This window comes from Stenotrophomonas sp. 14P6.2.3 (assembly GCF_057799055.1).
This window is the reverse complement of the sequence record NZ_JBYOLA010000001.1, coordinates 370,180-390,145: the sequence shown is the minus strand read 5'-3', so window position 1 is coordinate 390,145 and position 19,966 is coordinate 370,180. Positions and strand designations below refer to the sequence as shown.

Annotated in this window: 18 protein-coding genes; all 18 read right to left on the bottom strand. The window is 67.4% G+C overall.

Features of this window, described 5'->3' with window-relative positions:
* Window positions 1–2,262 (bottom strand): methyl-accepting chemotaxis protein (locus AC27VL_RS01700; protein ID WP_488765392.1); only part of this gene is annotated, 2,262 nt, incomplete at its 3' end.
* A 98-nt stretch (window positions 2,263–2,360) separates the two neighbouring features.
* Window positions 2,361–2,744, bottom strand: a complete 384-nt coding sequence (locus AC27VL_RS01695) for a hypothetical protein (RefSeq protein ID WP_025878966.1) — start codon at window positions 2,742–2,744, stop codon at window positions 2,361–2,363.
* Between the two features lie 137 nt (window positions 2,745–2,881).
* On the bottom strand, window positions 2,882–3,373 hold the full coding sequence (locus AC27VL_RS01690; RefSeq protein ID WP_099818377.1) for a chemotaxis protein CheW: 492 nt from the start codon (window positions 3,371–3,373) through the stop codon (window positions 2,882–2,884).
* A gap of 143 nt (window positions 3,374–3,516) precedes the next feature.
* Entirely contained in the window at window positions 3,517–4,290 is a 774-nt protein-coding gene (locus AC27VL_RS01685) for a flagellar brake protein (RefSeq protein WP_100552461.1), read from the bottom strand.
* A 213-nt stretch (window positions 4,291–4,503) separates the two neighbouring features.
* Window positions 4,504–6,750, bottom strand: coding sequence for a methyl-accepting chemotaxis protein (locus tag AC27VL_RS01680; RefSeq protein ID WP_488765390.1), 2,247 nt, complete (start codon window positions 6,748–6,750; stop codon window positions 4,504–4,506).
* Window positions 6,751–7,137: 387 nt separating this feature from the next.
* A complete protein-coding gene (locus AC27VL_RS01675; RefSeq protein WP_100552463.1) occupies window positions 7,138–9,117 on the bottom strand; it encodes a chemotaxis protein CheA in 1,980 nt (659 codons plus the stop codon).
* Window positions 9,118–9,162: 45 nt separating this feature from the next.
* Complete coding sequence (locus AC27VL_RS01670; RefSeq protein WP_025878971.1) at window positions 9,163–9,528, bottom strand: response regulator; 366 nt, start codon at window positions 9,526–9,528, stop codon at window positions 9,163–9,165.
* A complete protein-coding gene (locus AC27VL_RS01665) occupies window positions 9,525–9,833 on the bottom strand; it encodes an STAS domain-containing protein (protein ID WP_100465280.1) in 309 nt (102 codons plus the stop codon). Before AC27VL_RS01665 ends, AC27VL_RS01670 begins: the two co-directional genes overlap by 4 nt.
* An 84-nt stretch (window positions 9,834–9,917) precedes the next feature.
* Complete coding sequence (locus AC27VL_RS01660) at window positions 9,918–11,156, bottom strand: chemotaxis protein CheW (protein WP_488765389.1); 1,239 nt, start codon at window positions 11,154–11,156, stop codon at window positions 9,918–9,920.
* A complete protein-coding gene (locus AC27VL_RS01655) occupies window positions 11,153–11,935 on the bottom strand; it encodes a ParA family protein (protein WP_025878974.1) in 783 nt (260 codons plus the stop codon). The genes AC27VL_RS01660 and AC27VL_RS01655 overlap by 4 nt, the downstream gene beginning before the upstream one ends.
* Before the next feature lie 4 nt (window positions 11,936–11,939).
* Window positions 11,940–12,953 (bottom strand): flagellar motor protein MotD, encoded by a 1,014-nt coding sequence (gene motD / locus AC27VL_RS01650; protein ID WP_488765388.1) that lies wholly within the window; start codon window positions 12,951–12,953, stop codon window positions 11,940–11,942.
* A gap of 1 nt (window position 12,954) precedes the next feature.
* A complete protein-coding gene (locus AC27VL_RS01645) occupies window positions 12,955–13,695 on the bottom strand; it encodes a flagellar motor protein (protein ID WP_089240989.1) in 741 nt (246 codons plus the stop codon).
* 125 nt (window positions 13,696–13,820) lie between these two features.
* A complete protein-coding gene (locus tag AC27VL_RS01640) occupies window positions 13,821–15,665 on the bottom strand; it encodes a chemotaxis protein CheA (protein ID WP_191078655.1) in 1,845 nt (614 codons plus the stop codon).
* Between the two features lie 2 nt (window positions 15,666–15,667).
* Entirely contained in the window at window positions 15,668–16,273 is a 606-nt protein-coding gene (locus AC27VL_RS01635) for a protein phosphatase CheZ (RefSeq protein WP_025878978.1), read from the bottom strand.
* A complete protein-coding gene (cheY, locus tag AC27VL_RS01630; RefSeq protein ID WP_006365466.1) occupies window positions 16,273–16,665 on the bottom strand; it encodes a chemotaxis response regulator CheY in 393 nt (130 codons plus the stop codon). The genes AC27VL_RS01635 and cheY overlap by 1 nt, the downstream gene beginning before the upstream one ends.
* Before the next feature lie 19 nt (window positions 16,666–16,684).
* Window positions 16,685–17,428, bottom strand: coding sequence for an RNA polymerase sigma factor FliA (locus AC27VL_RS01625; RefSeq protein ID WP_025878979.1), 744 nt, complete (start codon window positions 17,426–17,428; stop codon window positions 16,685–16,687).
* On the bottom strand, window positions 17,425–18,312 hold the full coding sequence (locus tag AC27VL_RS01620; protein WP_025878980.1) for a MinD/ParA family ATP-binding protein: 888 nt from the start codon (window positions 18,310–18,312) through the stop codon (window positions 17,425–17,427). The genes AC27VL_RS01625 and AC27VL_RS01620 overlap by 4 nt, the downstream gene beginning before the upstream one ends.
* Window positions 18,299–19,918, bottom strand: coding sequence for a flagellar biosynthesis GTPase FlhF (gene flhF, locus AC27VL_RS01615; RefSeq protein ID WP_488765386.1), 1,620 nt, complete (start codon window positions 19,916–19,918; stop codon window positions 18,299–18,301). Before flhF ends, AC27VL_RS01620 begins: the two co-directional genes overlap by 14 nt.
* Between the last annotated feature and the right edge of the window lie 48 nt (window positions 19,919–19,966).

The following is a 19,966-nucleotide window of genomic DNA, read 5'->3' as shown; positions in this document are numbered from 1 at the left end:
ACGCGGTGCCGGCGTGCGCGTGGCGACCACGACTTCGGCTTCGTCGACCACGAAGATCGATACCGCCTCGCTGAGATGACCCGCCTGTTCTTCCATCGCCCGTGCGGCAGCAGTAGCTTCTTCCACCAGCGCGGCGTTCTGCTGGGTGGTTTCGTCCATCTGCACAACGGTCTGGTTGACCTGCTCGATGCCGGCGCTCTGCTCCTGCGAGGCAGCGGAGATCTCGGACATGATGTCGGTCACGCGCTGCACCGAGGCGACGATCTCGCCCATGGTGGCGCCGGCCTTGTGCACCAGCGCCGAACCATCATTGACCTTGCCGACCGAGTCGTCGATCAGGCCCTTGATTTCCTTGGCCGCGGCGGCCGAGCGCTGGGCGAGGGTGCGCACTTCGCTGGCGACCACCGCGAAACCACGACCCTGTTCGCCGGCACGGGCAGCTTCCACCGCGGCGTTCAGCGCCAGGATGTTGGTCTGGAAGGCGATGCCGTCGATGACCGAGATGATCTCCGCAATCTTCTTCGACGAGGCCTGGATGGCCGACATGGTGGTGACCACCTGGCCGACCACTTCACCGCCCTGCGAAGCCACGCCGTGCGCGCCGATGGCGAGCTGGTTGGCCTGGCGTGCGTGTTCGGCGTTCTGGCGCACGGTGGAGGTCAGTTCTTCCATCGAGGCGGCAGTTTCTTCCAGGTTGGCCGCCTGCTGCTCGGTACGGCGCGACAGGTCGCTGTTGCCCGAGGCGATTTCACCGGCGGCCGAGCTGATCGCGCGGCTGGACTGCTTGATGCGGGTGACGATCTCGCTCAGCTGTGCGGTGGTGGCGTTGGCATCGTCGCGCATGCGGGCGAACACGCCCTGGTAGTCACCGTGCATGCGCACGGTCAGGTCACCCTGCGACAGCGCGGCGAGCAGGCCGGAAATCTGTTCGATGCTGCCCGAGTTGGCGTCCAGCAGGCCATTGATCTGCTGGGCCAGCTGCAGGAAGAAGCCTTCCTTGTCGTTGGCATCGATGCGGCCGGACAGGTCACCGGCGGCGGCCTGGGCGATCACCCGTGCCACTTCGGCCTCGACCTGTGCTTCCTGGGTGCGGTCGCGCCATTCCACCACGTAGCCGACGGTGTCGCCGTCTTCGTTGCGGATGGTCGACACGACCTGGGCGAACTGGGCATCGCCGTACTGCATCGGGCGGCGGGCAACGCCATGCTGCTTGAGGTTGGCCAGCAGCGTGTTGTCCATCTCGCCACGGTGCTCGAGCACGGTGACCGGCTTGCCGACCAGCGAGGCGTGGGCGTCGAAGTCGGGCAGGTCGCGGCGCAGCTCGTCCTGGTACTGGACCAGGGTCTGCTGCAGGGCGCGGTTGCTGTAGACGATGGTGTTGCTGGGATCGGTCAGGTAGACGCCGGTCGAGCTGTAATCCAGCGCGGTGCGGATACGCAGGTTCTCGCGGGCGATGGCCTGGTCGGTTTCGGTGCGCTCGCGCAGGTCGCGCTGCATGCGCTGCATGGCCTGCATCAGTTCGCCCACTTCGTCCTGGCGGCTGACGTCGATATGGCCATCGAGCTTGCCACCGGCGACGTCGTTGGCAACCGAAACGGCGCCACGCACGCTGCCGACCAGGGCGCGGGCGAACAGCCACACCAGCACCAGGCCGAGTGCGGCGCCGCCGAGCAGGGCGATGACGGTCAGCACGGCCGAGGCGGAGTAGGTGGAGGCGGCTTCGTCGCGCGAGGCGCGGGCGAGGCGGTTGTCTTCGGCGATCAGCGCTTCAAGCGCGGCGCCAGCCTTGCGGTGCTTGGTACGGGTCTCGCCGACGAAGGTATCGATCGCGTCGTCGGGCAGGTCCAGCTCCAGCATCTCGGTGACGCTGTCATAGGAGGCCAGCGCGTCCTTCCAGTCCTTGGCGAAGGTATCGAACAGCTTCTTCTGCTGTGCGTTGTCGACCAGCTTCGGATAGTCCTTGATCGACGTGTCCATGCTGGTGCGCAGTTCGGCGGCCTGCTTGCGGGCGTCTGCCTTGACGTCGTCGCTGGCGCGGATCAGCTGCTGGTAGGCGCTGTTGCGATACTCGCCGAGCATGCCGCGCATCTCGCCGGCCATGCGGATGCTCTCCATGCGTGAACCGGCCAGTTCGGTGGTCACGTTGTTCAGCGAATGCAGGCCACGATAGGCGACGATGCCCTGCAGCAGCATCACCAGCAAGAGGACACCGAAGGTCAGCATGAGCTTCGGCATCAGTTTCAGGTTGTTGATCCACGGCATGGGCGTTGCGATCTCCTAAGGCAGACGCGGCCGGGCGCGGGGCCCGGTTGCAACAGCCACGCCGGCACGCTGGCCGGCGCGGTCTGACGGACAGCGGATTACTTGATGTTGGCCAGCTTCAGGCTGGACGGCGAGCTGACTTCGATTTCCGCACGCGACGCATCGCGCTGGATCTTGCCGATCACGCACACGGTCTTGCCTTCCAGGGTTTCCAGCGGGAAGGAGAACTTGCCGCGGTTCTCGCCGGCGATACGGGCCGAGAAGGTGTGGCGCGGGAAGGCGCCGCCCATGTACAGGAAAGTCGGCTGGCCTTCGGAACCTTCTGCGAAGCGGGCCTTTTCGACCTTGCCGCAGACCATGCCGTCCTTGCCGACGGCGCGCGGTGCCATCTCCGGCGGAATCATCTCGGCCGACTGCGCGAAGGCGGAGGAAGCGGTGGTGGCCAGGACGGCAGCCGAAACGAACGCAAGCAGGGACTTCATCGGGGTGATTCTCCGGGGATGGTGATGGTGGATCCGGCCTTGGCGCGTTCCTGCGCGACCGGCTTCTGTCCCCCTATCGGCGTGGATGGGGGGAACTGAAGGGCTGCGTAACAGAAACGTGAAGAAGGTCCGTTTGTTCAGGCGGCGGCGTCTTCGACGACGTGGGTCTGGCCCATGTCGGCGCTGTCGAGCAGGGTTTCGATATCGAGCAGGATCAACATGCGGTCATCGTGGGTCCCGATGCCGGAGATGAAGCGGGTGTCGACGGCGGCGCCGAATTCCGGGGTCGGGCGGATCTGCTCGGCCGACAGCGGGATCACATCGGAGACGCTGTCGACCACGATGCCGACCACGCGGTCTTCCACGTTGAGCACGATCATCACGGTGAAGGCGTCGTAGCGGGCATCTTCCAGGCGCAGCTTCAGGCGCAGGTCGATCACCGGCACGATGGTGCCGCGCAGGTTGATGACACCCTTGATGTAGTCCGGGGCATCGGGGACGCGGGTGACGGCGTCGTAGCCGCGGATTTCCTGCACCTTGAGGATGTCCACGCCGTAGTGCTCGGCACCGAGGGTGAAACTGAGGAATTCGCCATCGGCGCCGGCGGCGGAGCTGTTCTTGTCGTTCATCGAGGGGTCCTGGTTCTGCCGGAAGTGCCGGTGTCAGGCTCGATATCGGCCCCGTAGTGGGGGACTTTAGGCATCCATCCACGCGTGGCGTGGATCTACTGGGCCGGCATCCACGCGGCTCCGAGGTTGCCGTTGTGGGGATGTCAGAGCTCGCCGTTGCGGCGTGCCTTGCGCTGGCGGTCGATGCGGAAGATGTAGCGCTGGATGGCGCTGTCGCCACCGCGGGGCAGTTCGTCGAAGCGCATGCCGACGCGCTTGACCTCGGTTCCGTTGGGCAGGCGTTGCGGCAGCAGGTTGCAGACCACAAGGTCGATCTGCAGGTCCGGGCCATCGGGCATCGACAGCTGTGCCCGGTAGCGCTGCTGCAGGCTGAAGATCGCGCAATCGACGGGCACGGTCACCGCCAGGCCGCCGCCACTGATGTCCACCACCCGCATCGACAACGCTTCGGCGCGAGCCTCGCCCGGCGGCAGCAACAACTGCGGTGAATCGGTGATGGGGGTCTCCAGCCGGTACATTTCACGCCGCTGCAGGTGCACCAGCTCCTCGGGGAACGGTGCCCGGAAGGCGACGTGGCCTTCGTTGTCCACGCGCTGCAGGTCGTGCAGGCGGAAACGCACCATTACCCGTTCCAGCTGGGCGAAACAAAGCAGGTGGTCGGCCTGTTCGGCGGCGCGGTTGGAGGCTTCCTGCGGGCTGCCATCGAGCAGCAGGATGTCCTCGTCGTCGTCCAGTTCGAGCAGGGCGGTCGGGAAGGAGCGATCACGCCCGTCGATATGGGCGTTGATCAGTGATCGCTGCTCGATCAGGGAGCGCAGCAGCTGCCGCACCTGGCGCGGATTGCGGACCAGAAAGCGATCGTCGGCGGCGTCGGCCGCATGGACTTCGGGCGGTGCAGTGTCGTGGCCGTCGGACATGGAATCTGTGGTCAGGGGCGGGCGCCAACGCGTGTGGGCGCGTGGCTCGAAAGAAGTATCGGCTGCGGTGCGGATTTATGTAGCACCGGACGCGTTCGACGGCTTCGTTGTGCCATGCCGGAAGCCGCAGGGCAAGTTCGAGGCTGGGGCCGGGCATGGCCCGGCGCCACCTGTCCGCTGTCGGGGTGGCGCGGGGCCACCCCGATGCTGCTGTCAGAACTCCTGCCAGTCGCCGTCGCCGGCCAGTGCTGGCTGCGCAACGGGCTTGCGCACGCGCGATGGCGTCGCGATGGGGGCGGGCGCCGCTTTGCGCGGAGCACTGCCGGTCGTGGCCATCGCTGCACGCGGCAGCGCAGTGCCTGCACTCGGTGCGGCCAGGCGGAAGCGTGCAACGGCCTCGCCCAGCTGCGCGGCCTGGTCTTCCATCGCCCGCGCTGCAGCAGTGGCTTCTTCCACCAGCGCGGCATTCTGCTGGGTGGTTTCGTCCATCTGCACCACGGTCTGGTTGACCTGCTCGATGCCGGCCGACTGTTCCTGCGAGGCGGCAGAAATCTCGGCCATGATGTCGGTCACGCGCTGCACCGAGGCGACGATCTCGCCCATGGTGCTGCCGGCCTGGTGGACCAGGCTGGAGCCCTCGGCGACCTTGCCGACCGATTCGTCGATCAGGCCCTTGATTTCCTTGGCAGCGGCGGCCGAACGCTGAGCGAGGGTACGCACTTCGCTGGCGACCACGGCAAAACCACGGCCCTGTTCACCGGCACGGGCGGCTTCGACCGCAGCGTTCAGCGCCAGGATGTTGGTCTGGAAGGCGATGCCATCGATGACCGAAATGATCTCGGCGATCTTCTTCGAGGACGCCTCGATGGCCGACATGGTGGTGACCACCTGGCCCACCACTTCGCCGCCCTGCGAGGCCACGCCATGTGCACCGATGGCGAGCTGGTTGGCCTGGCGTGCGTGCTCGGCGTTCTGGCGCACGGTGGAGGTCAGCTCCTCCATCGACGCGGCGGTTTCTTCCAGATTGGCCGCCTGCTGTTCGGTGCGGCGCGACAGGTCGCTGTTGCCCGAGGCGATTTCGCCTGCGGCCAGGGTGATGCTGGAGGTGCTGGCCTGGATCTGGCTGACGATCTGGGTCAGCTGGGCGACCGTGGTGTTGGCATCATCGCGCATACGGGCGAACACGCCGTGGAACTGGCCGTCCATGCGTGCGGTCAGGTCGCCAGCGGCGATCGCCTGCAGCAGCTGCGACAGCTGGCCAAGGTTGCCGTCGGCGACCTGCATCATGCTGTTCAGCTGCTCGATCATCACGCGGAAATCGTGATCGAAGCGCTGTGCATCGCCACGCTGGCTGAAATCGCCGGCGGCAGCGGCCGACGCCAACTGCTGGATCTGCGTGTTGATCGCCAGCAGGCTGGCCTTGGCCGCATCCATCGATTCGTGCAGGATCGCGCGGCTGCCCGGCAGGCGGCGTGCGTCGGGGGCGAGGTTGCCGGTGGCGTACTGGTTGAGCACGTCGATGGCATCGCGGATCGCATCGAGGTGTTCGAAGATCACCGTGTTGATGCCGCCGGCAAGCTGCCCGTAGACGCCCGGGAAGTCTTCCGGAATGCGGTGGCTGATATCGGGGCCGGCATGCATCTGTGCCATCAGCTGGGTCTGCTCGGAGAAGCGACGCAGCATCGCGGTCATCTCCGCGGTGGCCGCCAGCATGCGGCCCGCTTCATCCTTGCCGGTGGCCTGGGTGGTGACGCTGAGGTCGCCGCGGGCGACGGCCTGGATGGCATGCACGGCCTTGCCCAGCGGACCGACCACGGCGCGCGAGATGACCGCGGCCAGGGTGGTGGCGACCACGACCAGCAGCACGATGGCAGCGATGATGGCCAGCATGCTGTTGCGGTGGGTGGCATTGGCGGCGTCGATCTTGCCCTGCATCAGCGAGCTGCTGTAGGCGCCCAGTGCCTTGAGGTCTTCGAAAGCCTTGCGGCGCAGCGGGCGAGACTGTTCGTCGGAGATCTGCCGGGCCACCTCACCATCGCCTGCGGTGGCAGCTTCGCGCAGCTTGGTGTTGGCGGCGAAGTAGCCATCGACGTCGGCCTGCACGGCCTGGTACAGCGCGCGCTCCTTGGCCCCGGCCGGCAGCGCGGCGTAGGCTGCCAGCTGTTCGCGCACCACCTTGGCGGTGTCGCTCATGCGCTTGTTGTAGTCGGCCACTTTCTCCGGCTGGTCCAGCATGCTCAGCTGGGCCAGTTCGTACGTGCGGAATTCACCCAGCTGCGAACGCACTTCGCCGAGGTACTGCACCGACGGAATATCGTTGGAGGCCATCGCGCTGAGCTGCGCATTGGCTTCGGACAGGCGGAGCAGGGCGAACGCACCCAGCACGACGGTCATCAGGGTGGTCAGGGTGAATCCCACAGCCAGCTTGCGGGCGATGGGCAGATCGTGGAACCACTTCATGCAGGGTGCTCCAAGGTGGGCAGAATACCGGCGGCGGCGCCGCGGGCAAAAAGGTCGTTGCAGGAGGGAACGGTCGTGCCGGGTGGGGGTTCGGTGACTGCCGTCATGTCGAGATAGCGGCGCCTGTGCGGTGGACTTTATGGACCTGTGTCACATTCGCTGGCGTAGGGAGATACAACGCAAAGCACGCCATGGCGGGGCTTTCGCATCGATATCGTGGTTTCAGGGGAAACCATGCGGACGATGGAGTTCACAGTGCGCGTTGACGGAGTTCACAGTGGATCGCGCGCACCCCTGTCAGGTCCAAGCGGGAACGCCGTTGTGCACGCGCGCAAACAAAAACCGCCGCCCCGGAGGGCGGCGGTCAGGCACAGCGCGTGGGGCGGCTCAGGCGGCCTGCGGCACCCGCAGCGAACGCACCAGGCCACCGATGTCGACGATCAAGGCGACGCGGCCGTCGCCGAGGATGGTGGCGCCGGACACACCGCCGATGCGGCGATAGTTGTTCTCGATGTTCTTCACCACGACCTGCTGCTGGCCGACCAGTTCGTCCACTTCCAGCGCGATCTTCTGGCCATCGCCTTCCACCACCACTACCAGCGATTCGCTGCCGGGGGCGCGCTGGCCATAGCCGTAGTATTCGCTCAGCGACAGGATCGGCAGGTATTCGCCACGCACGCGCAGCACGCGGCCTTCGCCGGCCATGCTGCGGATGTCGTCGGGCTGCGGCTGCAGTGCTTCAAGCACGTAGGCCAGCGGCAGGATCAGGGTTTCGCCGGCCACCGCCACGGTCATGCCGTCGAGGATGGCCAGGGTCAGTGGCAGCCGGATCAGCGTACGGGTGCCGGTGCCGAGGCCACTTTCAATCTGCACTTCGCCACCCAGCGCCTGGATGTTGCGGCGGACCACGTCCATGCCCACGCCACGGCCGGAGAGGTCGGTGACCGCATCGGCGGTGGAGAAGCCGGGCTGGAAGATCAGGTCCCAGACCTGCGAGTCGGTGGGGTTGTCCGGAACGGGCAGGCCGCGTTCGTGCGCCTTGGCCAGGATCTTCTCGCGGTTCAGGCCGCGGCCGTCGTCGCTGACTTCGATGACGATGTGGCCGCCCTGGTGCGAGGCCGCCAGGGTGATCGTGCCGGTCTCGTCCTTGCCGGCATCGCGACGCACGTCCGGCATTTCCAGGCCGTGGTCGATCGAGTTGCGGACCAGGTGCACCAGCGGATCGGCGATCTTCTCGATCAGGCCCTTGTCCAGTTCGGTACCTTCGCCGATCGTGCGCAGGCGCACGTGCTTGCCGAGGCGGCCGGACAGGTCGCGGACCAGGCGCGGGAAGCGGCGGAACACCGCATCGACCGGCAGCATGCGCACGCCGATCACCGCTTCCTGCAGGTCGCGGGTATTGCGTTCAAGCAGGTCCAGGCCAGCGAACAGGCTCTCGGCATGGACCGGGTCCAGCGCGTGCGAGACCTGCTTGAGCATGGCCTGGGTGATGACCAGTTCGCCGACCAGGTTGATCAGCGCATCGACCTTGTCGACGCTGACGCGGATGGAGGTTTCCGCTTCCTGGCTGGCGCCGGTGCTGGCCGTCGGTGCGGCAGCGGCGGGTGCGGCGGCGGCCACCGGCGCGGCAGCCGGTGCCTGCGTGGCCAGGCTTGGCGGTGCGGCCGGACGGATGTCCAGTTCGCAGTCGTCCAGCACCCAGGCGAAGGTATCTTCGATCTTGCTGCGCGGCACTTTGCCGACCAGGCCCAGATCCCACGCAAGGTGGGCTTCGAGCGGGTCGAGCTGGGCAAAGCCGGGCAGGCGATCCATGCGCGCGGCCACCTGCAGCGAACCCAGGTGTTCCAGTTCGCGGATGATGCGCAGCGGGTCGTTGCCGCTCATGAACAGCGACGGCGCCGGGGCGAAGCCGATCTGCCAGGCTTCCGGCGTGTCGTCGACCTGGCTGGCGGCAGCAGGTGCGGCGGCGGCGGGTGCCTGGCCGGACAGCACCGATTCCAGGCGCGCCTTCACCGCAGCAACCGCTGCGGGATCGGCGGGCTGGCCGTGCTCGGCTTCACGCAACAGGGCACGCAGCACGTCCACCGACGACAGCATCGCATCGACGGCGTTGCCTTCCAGTGCGCGCTTGCCGGCACGCAGCTCATCCAGCAGCGTCTCCAGCACGTGGGTCAACCCGGCGATGGCATCGAAGCCGAACGTGCCTGCGCCACCCTTGATGGAGTGGGCGGCACGGAACACCGAGTTGATGATCTCCGCGTCCTGTTGTCCCGATTCCAGGGCCAGCAGGCCAGCCTCCATGGCGTCGAGGCCTTCGCGGCTCTCCTCGAAGAAAGTGGCGTGGAAGCGTTGCAGGTCCATGCTCATGGCAGTGGCGATCCGGAAGCGAAGAGGGGGAGCAGTGCGGGGCGATCAGCCCAGCACTTTCTGCACGGTGGCGACCAGCTGTTCGGGATTGAACGGCTTGACCAGCCAGCCGGTGGCACCGGCGGCCTTGCCTTCGGACTTCTTGTCCGCGGCCGACTCGGTGGTCAACATCAGCATCGGCGTGAACTTGTAGTCGGGCAGCTGGCGCAGTTCGCGGATCAGCGCGATGCCGTCCATGTTCGGCATGTTGACGTCGGTGACCACCGCATTGAAGCGCTGGCCCTTGGCACGTCCGAGCGCGACCGCGCCGTCTTCAGCTTCTTCGACGGCAAAACCGGCCGAGGTGAGGGCGAAGGAAACCATCTGGCGCATCGACGCCGAATCGTCCACCACCAAGATACGTGCGCTCATGCAGCGTTCTCCACAGATTTCAGGTTGTCATGGGTTACGTCCAGGCCCAGGGCCTGGGTGACGCCCAACAGGCGTGCAGCGTCACGGAAGGTTGCAGTGCAACCGTGGAAGCCAGTGCCCAGGCCTGCCTCGCGGCGGGCCTGTACGAAGGCACACAGCACCTGCACGCTGGCGGTGTGGATGCGACCGACCTGGCTTGCATCCAGGGTCAGCTCGCCTGCTTCCGCCACCAAGGGCGAAAGGCGGTTCTTGAGCTCGGTGCTGCTCTCGATGCCGAGATCCTCACCCAGTTCGACAGTGCTCATCGTTGCTCCGGACAAACGGTTCCAGCATTCATAACGGCACCGCGGGGCGGTTCTTTAGGGTGGGTATCGGCGCTGAGCACCGATTCACCCCAGCAGCTGCGTGGCGTCGAGCAGGATCATCGGCCGCTGACTGATACGGGCCACGCCGCGGAACAGGTCATTGGAGATCTGGCAGATGCGGGCGGTATCGGGCGGTTCGATCTGCGAGTCGGTCAGGTTGGCGACGTCCTCCACGGCCGACACACGCAGGCCCAGGGTTTCGCCGTTCTCTTCGAGCACGACAATGCGGGTCTGCGCGTCATCCTCGGCGGACGCCGCGCCCAGGTGCAGGCCGAGATCCATCACCGGCACCACCTGGCCGCGCAGGTTCATGATGCCGAGCATTTCCGGTGCAGTGCCGCGCAATGGCAGCAACGGCACCGGCAGTACCACTTCCTGCACCTTCAGCAGCTCCAGCGCATAGGCCTGGGTGCCGCAGCGCAGGCGTAGCCAACGCGACGTGCGTTCGCCGGCGCGGCGGTTCTGCGGGTGCGGGCTGCTGGCGGGCTGATGTGCCTGCGCCTGCAGCTCCTGCCAGGTGCCGGGGCGGTTGCTGGATGGGGTGTCCACCGCGACCCGCGGCGGTGGTGCGACGGCGGCGCGGGCCATCGACGGCATCGGCGCAGGCGCGGGGCGCGCTGCGGCCTTGGCAGCTGCCGGCGCGGCGATGGCAGGAACCACCTCGCCCTCGGCGGCGGCTTCGAAAGCCGCCTGCAGTCCGGGGCTGTCGGTATGAGCGAGGCTGTCGGCGGCGTCAGTTTCGTAGATCACTTCGTCCGGCAGGTCATCCCAGGTGGGTTCCGGCGCGGGCGGTGCGGCTGGTGCAACGGCCACGGGCGCGGTTTCATGGACGACTTCAGCCGGCAGATCGTCCCAGGTCGGCTCGCGCTCGGCGTCGGCCGCAGGCGCGGTAGCGGCGTCGAAAGCGGCCTCGAGGGAGGCGTCGTCACTGGCAGGGGTGCCCGCGACGGTGTCGGTTTCGTAGATCACCTCGGCCGGCAGATCGTCCCAGGTCGGCTCGCGCTCGGTGTCGGCCGCAGGCGCGGTAGCGGCGTCGAAGGCGGCCTCCAGGGCCGCATCATCATTGGCAGGTGCGACCGCAACGGTGTCGGTTTCGTAGATCACTTCAGCAGGAAGGTCGTCCCAGGTGGGCTCGCGCTGTGCATCGGCCGCTGCACTCGTCGGGCGTGGCGTGGCATCTGCGGCGACCGGTGCGACCGGTGCCTCGGCAATGTCGCCGAGCAGCTCGTCCAGATAGTCATCCAGCATGCCGGTGGTGTTCATGCCGCCTGCTCCAGGGCACGTGCGTCCTCGCCGAGGATCCAGTTCAACGCGCGCCGATAGGCCGCCAGGCCACGGCCCGGGTAGTCCTCGCCGATGCTCGGCAGGGTCAGGCCCGCCGCATTGCTGATGCGGGTGTCGATCGGAATCGCATCTTCCCAGACGCGGCTTGCGTGGCGGTCCTGCATGGCGCGCAGCGATTCATTGCCGGTGCGGGTGCGGCGGTCGAACAGCGTCGGCAGGATCGAGATCGGCAGCGGGCGGCGGCGCGAACGCTCGACCATCTCGCCGGTGCGGACCATGCCATCCAGGCCGTGCAGGGCCAGCGGCTCGGCCTGGGTGGGGATGATCAGGCGATCAGCCGCCGCCAGCGCGTTGATCATCAGCAGGCCCAGGGTCGGTGCGCAGTCCAGCAGGATGTAGTCGTGCTGGCCCTGGTGGCGGGCGAGGGCATTCTGAAGTGCCAGGCCGAGGCCGGGCTGGTTGGCGCTGCGCCGTTCCAGCGTGGCCAGCGAGGCCTGCGCGCACACGTAATCGAGTCCGCCGATGTTGCTGGCGTGGCTGAGCGTGGACAGGTCGGCCGGTGGTGCGCCGAACAGTTCCAGCACGCCGGCCGGTGCCGGTTCGATCGGTACACCGAAGGCGCGGGTCAGCGAGGCATGCGGATCGAGATCGATCAGCAGCACGCGGTGGCCGAGCGCGGCCAGGCCGCGACCGAGGGCGAGGGTGGTGGTGGTCTTGCCGACTCCGCCCTTCTGGTTGGCGACTGCCCAGATGCGCATCGGATTACTCCTTCATTGCCGGGGGAACGGCGGCGCCGACACGGCTGCCAGCCGGCACCGGTGGCAACTGCACCGGTGCGATGGGGGAAGTGGAGGTGGTGGCCGGCGCTGCGGCGGCCTGTTCGCTCGCGTTGCGGGTGGCCCCGGTGGCGGCATTCAGGCGTTCGCCAAGCGGGTCGACCGAATGACTGGTGTCGGCCAGGATGATGACCATCACCCGCCGGTTGCGGTTGCGGCCCTGCGCGCTGTCGTTCTCTTCGCGTGGGCGGAACTGGCCGTAGCCCACCATCGCCAGCCGCGACGGCTGCACGCCCTGGTCGGCAAACAGATGCACGACGCTGGCCGCGCGACCGGCCGACAGTTCCCAGTTGGACGGGAAGGTGGCGGTGGCAATCGGCACGTTGTCGGTGTGGCCTTCCACGCGCACGCTGTTGGGCACGTCGCGCAGCACGCCGGCCAGGCTGGCCAGGGTGTCGCGCGCATGCACGTCCAGTGCTGCCGAGCCGGTCGGGAACAGGATGTCGCTGTTGATCTCGACTTCGATCCACAGCTCGGTGCGGCGCACGCTGATCATGCCGCGGTCGATCAGGGGTGCCAGCGCAGCGGTCAGGCGGTCGGCGATGCTGTTGAGCTGGCGCTCGGCACGCGCGATCTGCTCCTGGTTGTGCACCGACACCGGCATGCGCATCTGCGAGGCCATCGCCGGCAGCAGGGTGGGGTCGTGCGACGGCGCGGGAGCGGACGGCCCGATCTTGGTGCCGGACTTGATCACCGACGGGCTGTCCCAGCCGCCGCCCTGCACCTGCTTGTTGCCGACCTGCACCGGATTGATGGTGCGCGGCGCACCACCGAAGGCATCGGTGAGGGCGTCGGCCATGATCCGGTACTTGCCCTCGTTGACCGAGGAGATCGCGTACATGACCACGAAGAAGGCGAGCAGCAGCGTCATCAGGTCGGCATAGGGGATGGCCCATGCTTCGTGGTTGGCGTGCTCTTCGTGGTGCTTGCGGCGGGCCATGTCAGTGCAGGAAGCCGGAGAGGTTGGTTTCGATGTTGCGCGGGTTCTCGCCCTGGGCGATCGAGATCAGGCCTTCGATGACCATTTCGCGGTCGCGCGAGTTGTGGGCGATCACGCCCTTCAGCTTGGCGGCGATGGGCAGGAACAGCAGGTTGGCCGAGGCGATGCCGTAGATGGTGGCGGTGAACGCCGCGGCGATGCCGTGGCCGAGCTTGCTCGGGTCGGCGAGGTTCTTCATCACCGCGATCAGGCCGAGCACGGCGCCGATGATGCCCAGCGTAGGCGCATAGATGCCCATCGCCTCGAATACCTTGGCGCCGGCCTGATCCTGGTGTTCCTGGCTGCCGAGTTCGATTTCCAGCATGTGCCGGATCGATTCGGGTTCCACACCGTCCACCAGCAGTTGCAGGCCCTTGCGCAGGAACGGATCACGCTGCGCTTCCACCTGCGATTCCAGGCCCAGCAGGCCCTGGCGGCGGGCGATGTTGCTCCATTCCACGATCTGCTGGATCAGTTCACGACGGTCGCTGTGCGGCGGGCGCACGACCCAGCGCACGATCTTGAACGCATGCTTGAACACCGCCGGCGCGGTATGCAGCAGGATGGCGGCGATGGTGCCGACGATGACGATCACAAACGCCGCAGGCGACCACAACGACGCCAGGCCGGCGCCCTTGAGGATGCTGCCACCGACCAGCGAGGCCAGGGCGAGGAAAAGTCCAATGAGGCTGAGTCTATCCATGGGTCCGGTATCGGCTTGTATGAATGGGACTTGAGACACCGGGAGAATCTGGTGTAACGGAGTTCATAGTTTCCTGTGTCGCCGGGCTGGCCCGGCGCTATTGCGTGTCGCGTTCAGGAATCGGCTCAGTCGTGTGGGCTGCGCAGTCCGTCCACGTCCAGGATCAGGGCCATGCGACCATCGCCGATCAAGGTTGCACCGGCGTAACCGCGCAGGCCGCGCAGGGCCTTGGGCAGTGGCTTGATGACCACTTCCTCGCGCCCGCGCACCTGGTCCACCACCAGCCCGAAGCGTGCTTCACCGGCCTGCAGCACGACGATGGTCAGCAGCGGCGAGGCGGCCGGCGTCACATCCAGCCATTGCCGCAGGTCAACCAGCGCCAGCGTGTGCGAGCGGCGGTCAAGCACGGCGCGGCCGTCGAACCAGCCCAGCGAGGTGCGCGGTGCATGCAGCACTTCCATCACGCGGGCCAGCGGCAGCGCGTAGACGTCTTCGCCGGCCTGCACCAGCAGGGTCGGCAGGATCGCCAGGGTCAGTGGTACGCGGATCATGAAGCGGCTGCCGCGGCCCAGTTCCGACTGGATCTGGATCTGCCCGCTCAGCTCGCGGATGCGCGACTGCACCACGTCCATGCCGACGCCGCGGCCGGAAATGTCGGTGACCTGCTGCTTGGTCGAGAAGCCGGGCAGGAACACCAGGTGCAGGCATTCCTCGCTGCTCAGGCGGGCGGCGGCTTCCGGATCGATCAGGCCCTTCTCGCGTGCCTTGGCGCGCAGCTTTTCCGGATCGATGCCGGCACCGTCGTCCTGCACTTCGATGCTGACGTAGTCGCCTTCCTGCTGTGCCGACAGGCGCACATGGCCCATCCGTGGCTTGCCCTGTGCTTCGCGCAGTTCCGGCGTTTCCACGCCATGGTCGATGGCGTTGCGGACCAGGTGCACCAGCGGGTCGGCCAGCGCTTCGACCAGGTTGCGGTCAAGCTCGGTCTCGGCGCCGATCAGTTCCAGGTCCACTTCCTTCTTCAGCGAACGCGCAACGTCGCGCGCCACCTTCGGGAAGCGCGAGAACACCTTGCCGACCGGCTGCATGCGGGTGCGCATCACCGCCGACTGCAGGCGCGCAGTGGCGATGTCCAGCGTCGACACGGCGCGGTCCAGCTCTTCATCGCGCAGGCGTGCGCGCAGCGTCTTCAACCGGTTTCGTGACAGCACCAGTTCGCCGATCAGGTTGACGATGGCATCCAGGCGCTTGGTATCCACGCGCACGGTGTGTTCGGCTTCGGCGACGGGCTTGTTGGGCGCCGGCTTGCTGGCAGTTGGCGGGGCAGGCGAGGGCGCCGGTCGCGGTGCCGGTGCGGCGACAACCGCTGCGGTGGCGTTGCTGCCCGGGGCGGCGCCACCATGCAGCTGGTCGAGCAGCGCCTCGAACTCGTCTTCGCTGATCATGTCGTCGGCTTTCTTCGCCGCCGGTGCTACGGTCGTCGGCGCCTTGCCGCCGTGCAGCTGGTCGAGCAGGGCCTCGAATTCGTCGTCGGTGATCAGGTCTCCGCCGCCCGCATTCGGCGTCGCGGCCGAAGGCGCGGCTGTGCCACCGCCGTGTACATCGAACTGGGCGACCAGTTCGGGCGGGGCAAAGCCGGGCTCGGTACCCGATGACACCGCGTCAAGCATCGACTGCAGGTAGTCCAGTGACTGCTGGGCGGCATCGAAGTGATGTGCCTGCAATACGGCCTGGCCGGCACGCACGGCGCCCAGCGCTTCTTCGGCGGCGTGGCACAGTTCGACCATCGCGGTGATGCCGAGGAAACCTGCGCCGCCTTTCAGCGTGTGGTAGCCACGGAACACCGCGTTGAGCTGTTCATTGTCCTGCGGTGCCTGTTCCAGCGACACCAGCTGTTCGCCGAGGCGATCCAGGATTTCCTGGGCCTCGATGATGAAATCGGCAGTGATGTCGTCGGCTACCGCGCCCATGGTTACAGTCCCAGATCCGACAACAGGTCGTCGGCGTCGTTCTGCGAGACCGCATGGCGGTCCAGTCCCTTCAGTGCCGGCCCGGCCAGTTCCGGGTCGGTGCGATGCTGTTCCGGCGGCAGGCCGAGCGCGCCGAAGCCTTCGTGCACGCGGCGGACGATGCCGACCACGCGACGGATGATCTGCCCGGTAAGGTCCTGGTAGCTCTGGGTCAGGGCGATCTCGGTGAGGTTGTGGCGGATGCGGTCGAGCTGCACGTCCTGGCCCGGCTGCAGGCCATCGGCGCGCAGCTGTTCGGTCAGGCTGCGGCACTCTTCGGCCAGGTCCAGGGTGCGATGGGTGGCCTGTTCGGTCATCGCCACCACGTGATCCAGGCGTGCGCAGGCGTCGTCAAGCTCGCCGGCTTCATCGGGCACGGTCGGCAGTTCGCCCAGCGCCTGGCCCAGTTCGCGGGCCAGCCGCGAAAGGCCGCTCATCATCGGCTGGGTGCGGAGTGCGACCAAGCCGTCGATGCGCTGGCGCCACGCCGCTTCGTCGCCGGATTCCAGCGCGTCCAGGGCTTCCTGCAGGCGCAGGGCGAGGGCACTCTTGTCGACCGTGGTATCCATCAAGCGCTGGCCGCCAGGCGTTCGAAGATCTTGCCGAGCTTCTCTTCCAGCGTCTGTGCGGTGAACGGCTTGATGATGTAGCCGTTCACGCCGCTCTGCGCTGCCTCGATGATCTGCTCGCGCTTGGCTTCGGCGGTCACCATCAGCACCGGCAGGGTCTTCAGCTTGGCATCGGCACGGATCGCCTTGAGCAGTTCGATGCCGGTCATCACCGGCATGTTCCAGTCGGTGACCACGAAGTCGAACGGCTGGCTCTGCAGCAACGACAGCGCGGCATGCCCGTCCTCGGCTTCGGCGGTGTTGGTGAAGCCCAGATCGCCCAGCAGGTTCTTGACGATACGACGCATGGTCGAAAAATCGTCGACGATCAGGATGCGCATGTTCTTGTTCAAAGCAGAGTTCCTTTGTTGATCAGCTCTCGAGGCCGGCGTCGGCCGCCTCGAAAATCTTCAGTCGGCCACGCAGGCGCAGGACCGCCTGGCCGTGGATCTGGCAGACCCGCGACTCGCTCACGCCGAGCACTGCGCCGATCTCCTTCAAATTCAGTTCCTGCTCGTAGTAGAGCGACAGCACCAGCTGTTCGCGCTCGGGCAGGTGGCCGATGGCATTGCCCAGCTCGCGGCCGAACTCGCCGCGTTCCAGTACCTGCTGCGGGGTCGGGCCGCCCTGGGCGACGGTGTCCAGCTCGCCCTGGTCTTCAATGCGTGATTCCAGGCTCAGCACCTGCCCGCGCGAGGCGTCCTCCATCAGGCGCAGGTACTCGGGCAGCGGCATCTCCATCGCAGCGGCCACTTCGGTGGCGCTGGCGGCGCGGCCGGTGCTCTGCTCCAGGCGGCGGATGGTGGCAGCAGCATCGCGGGCACGGCGGTGCACCGAACGCGGCACCCAGTCGCCACGACGGATCTCATCGATCATCGAGCCGCGGATGCGGATCGAGGCGTAGGTCTCGAACGAGGCGCCCTGGTCGGCGTCGTAGCTGCGCGACGCTTCGATCAGGCCCATCATGCCGGCCTGGATCAGGTCGTCCACTTCAACGCTGGCCGGCAGGCGCGCGGCCAGATGGTGGGCGATGCGCCGCACCAGGTCCGAGTGCTGGGCGATGACCTCATTGGCCGCCGTGCGCTGGACCTCTCTGTACTGGGCGGCGCCTTTCATGCGGCCACCCCACGCTGCTTGATGATGCGCTCGAGGAAGAACTCGACGCCACCGCGCGGCTCGGTCGGTGCCTGCCAGCGGGCGGTGCGGCGGGCGATCTCGGTGATCGCCAGCGCCGACGGGCTGGACGGATAGGCCTTCACCACCGGCTGCTGGCGCTGCACCGACAGGCGCAGCCAATCGTCCTGCGGCACGCAGCCGAGGTAGTTCAGCGAGACATCGGCGAGGAATTTCTCGCAGACGCGGGTCAGCTTCTCGTACAGCACGCGGCCTTCGTTGGGGTCGCGCACCATGTTGGCCACCACCTGGATGCGGTCCACGCCACGTTCGCGCGACAGCACCTTGATCAGTGCGTACGCGTCGGTGATCGAGGCCGGTTCATCGCAGACCACCACCACGGTGTCCTGCGCGGCCTGGCAGAAGGTCAGCACGCCATCGGTGATGCCGGCGGCGGTGTCCACCACCATGATGTCCAGCTCGCGCTCCAGTTCGGAGAACACGTTGACCAGGCCCACATGCTCGGCCGGGGCCAGCTCGGCCATGTGCCGGCGGCCGGACGCGGCCGGGACCACCAGCACGCCGTTCGGGCCTTCGATGATCACGTCATCCAGGCTGCAACGGCCAGCGACCAGGTCGGCCAGGGTATTGGTGGGGCTCAGGCCGAGGATCACGTCGATGTTGGCCAGGCCGAGGTCGGCGTCCAGCAGCAGGGTGCGTTTACCCATGCCGGCAAGCGCTACGGCCAGGTTGGCCGACACGTTGGTCTTGCCGACGCCGCCCTTGCCGCCGGTCACGGCAATTGTGCGCACAGGGCCAAGCGGCTCGCTGCGGGTCGCCGTCAGCGGGAAGGTGGTGGTCAGCTTGGCGTACTCACGCGACGGCATGGTTCAACTCCGGGTTGCAGGGCATATCGGCCGCGCGGCGCAAATCTTCAAGGCGAAGTACAAGATTGGCTGCACTGGCCCGGTGCAGGTCGTCCGGGACGTCCTGGCCGTCGGTCACCCAGGTGATCGGCAGCTTGTGGTCCACCGCCACCGACAGGGCGTTGCCGAAGCGACCGGTCTCGTCCAGCTTGCTCAGCACCAGGCCCTGCAGGTTGGCCGCGCCGAAGCGGCGCACCACCTCGTCCATGTCACCGAAGCTGGTGTTGGCCGGCAGCACCAGCAGGGTGCGGACCTGGCGGGCAGCGCGCAGCCACTGCAGCTGGGCGGCCAGTGCACGGTCGCGCGGGCCCAGGCCGGCGGTGTCGATCAGCACCAGCTTGTAGTCCTTCAATCGCTCCAGCAGCTGGTCCAGGTCGGTGCCGCTGTTGGCCTCGTGCACCGCGATGCCGAGCTGGCGGCCGTAGCCGTACAGCTGTTCACGGGCGCCGATGCGCATCGTATCGGTAGTGACCAGGGCGACATCGCGGGCGGCATGGGCTTCAGCGAAGCGCGAGGCCAGCTTGGCGATGGTGGTGGTCTTGCCGGCGCCGGTCGGGCCGACCAGGGCGATCACACCGCCTTCCTCCATCGGGTCGACCGGAGCGATCGGCAGCTTGCGCGAGATCAGCCCCAGCATCAGGCCGCGGCCACGATGCGCTTCGGTTTCCAGCGGAATCTGCATGGCCACGTCGCGGGCGATGCCGGCGTCGAAGCCGTACTCGTCCATCAAATCCAGCGCGGTGGCGCGCACCGGGCAGCCGCGCAGGCGCTCATCGGTGAAGCGGTTCATTTCGCGCTCGATCACCTGGCGCATGCCGGCCACTTCCTGGCGCAGGTGGCGGATCTCGGCGTCGTCGGCAACCAGAGTGAGAGCGGGTGCCGGCGCCAGGGTCGGCAGCGGTGCCGGTGCGACTTCGGTCGGCTGCACGTCAACCGGTGCGTGGGCTGTGTCGTCTTCGAGGGCCGTGGTCGCCTGGAGGGCAACCGGCAACGGCGGCGGCGACGCTGCCGGCAGCTGCGTGCTGTCTTCCAGCGGCGGGTCGATCTGGAAGCGGGCGCGGTTCACCGGCGCGGCTGCGGCCGGCAAGGGCGCAACGATGGCGTCGGCAAACGGGGCGAAGATCTGTTCCGGCAGCGTCGATTCATTGACGGCGGCACGCGCCAGCGTAGCGGCGAAACCGGTGCTGCCACGGGTCGGCACGATTTCGTCGGCGCTGTCCAGGGTGCGGCCGGTCGCGCCGACGGCAGCGCGGGCGAGGGCGGCGACGGCGGAAGTGGTGGCTGCCACCGGCTCCGGTGCCGGGGTGCTGCTGCGGCGGCGGGTGACCGCGGCGATCACCGCGTCGGCGGCGGTACGCGGCTTCGGTGCGGGCGGCGGCGCCACGTCGCGACGCGACGCTTCCAGGGCGCGCTGCACGGCGCTCTCATCGTAGTTGGCGGCTGCCACGATCTCGATGCCTTCCTCGATCCGGCGGTTGGACAGGATCACGGCGTCAGGACCATGTTCCTTGCGCACCAGGTTCATGGCCGAGCGCATGTCGGCGGCGACGAATCGTTTGATTTTCATGCTGTGGTCACGGGACGAAGTCGGCGGAGTGGCGGTCGGAGAACGCGG

What these genes read in the sequence shown, in the direction of transcription:
- AC27VL_RS01695 (WP_025878966.1), bottom strand. Translation starts at nt 2,744, where the DNA reads ATGAAGTCCCTGCTTGCGTTCGTTTCGGCTGCCGTCCTGGCCACCACC.
- AC27VL_RS01690 (WP_099818377.1), bottom strand. Translation starts at nt 3,373, where the DNA reads ATGAACGACAAGAACAGCTCCGCCGCCGGCGCCGATGGCGAATTCCTC.
- AC27VL_RS01685 (WP_100552461.1), bottom strand. Translation starts at nt 4,290, where the DNA reads ATGTCCGACGGCCACGACACTGCACCGCCCGAAGTCCATGCGGCCGAC.
- AC27VL_RS01680 (WP_488765390.1), bottom strand. Translation starts at nt 6,750, where the DNA reads ATGAAGTGGTTCCACGATCTGCCCATCGCCCGCAAGCTGGCTGTGGGA.
- AC27VL_RS01675 (WP_100552463.1), bottom strand. Translation starts at nt 9,117, where the DNA reads ATGAGCATGGACCTGCAACGCTTCCACGCCACTTTCTTCGAGGAGAGC.
- AC27VL_RS01670 (WP_025878971.1), bottom strand. Translation starts at nt 9,528, where the DNA reads ATGAGCGCACGTATCTTGGTGGTGGACGATTCGGCGTCGATGCGCCAG.
- AC27VL_RS01665 (WP_100465280.1), bottom strand. Translation starts at nt 9,833, where the DNA reads ATGAGCACTGTCGAACTGGGTGAGGATCTCGGCATCGAGAGCAGCACC.
- AC27VL_RS01660 (WP_488765389.1), bottom strand. Translation starts at nt 11,156, where the DNA reads ATGAACACCACCGGCATGCTGGATGACTATCTGGACGAGCTGCTCGGC.
- AC27VL_RS01655 (WP_025878974.1), bottom strand. Translation starts at nt 11,935, where the DNA reads ATGCGCATCTGGGCAGTCGCCAACCAGAAGGGCGGAGTCGGCAAGACC.
- motD (WP_488765388.1), bottom strand. Translation starts at nt 12,953, where the DNA reads ATGGCCCGCCGCAAGCACCACGAAGAGCACGCCAACCACGAAGCATGG.
- AC27VL_RS01645 (WP_089240989.1), bottom strand. Translation starts at nt 13,695, where the DNA reads ATGGATAGACTCAGCCTCATTGGACTTTTCCTCGCCCTGGCCTCGCTG.
- AC27VL_RS01640 (WP_191078655.1), bottom strand. Translation starts at nt 15,665, where the DNA reads ATGGGCGCGGTAGCCGACGACATCACTGCCGATTTCATCATCGAGGCC.
- AC27VL_RS01635 (WP_025878978.1), bottom strand. Translation starts at nt 16,273, where the DNA reads ATGGATACCACGGTCGACAAGAGTGCCCTCGCCCTGCGCCTGCAGGAA.
- AC27VL_RS01625 (WP_025878979.1), bottom strand. Translation starts at nt 17,428, where the DNA reads ATGAAAGGCGCCGCCCAGTACAGAGAGGTCCAGCGCACGGCGGCCAAT.
- AC27VL_RS01620 (WP_025878980.1), bottom strand. Translation starts at nt 18,312, where the DNA reads ATGCCGTCGCGTGAGTACGCCAAGCTGACCACCACCTTCCCGCTGACG.
- flhF (WP_488765386.1), bottom strand. Translation starts at nt 19,918, where the DNA reads ATGAAAATCAAACGATTCGTCGCCGCCGACATGCGCTCGGCCATGAAC.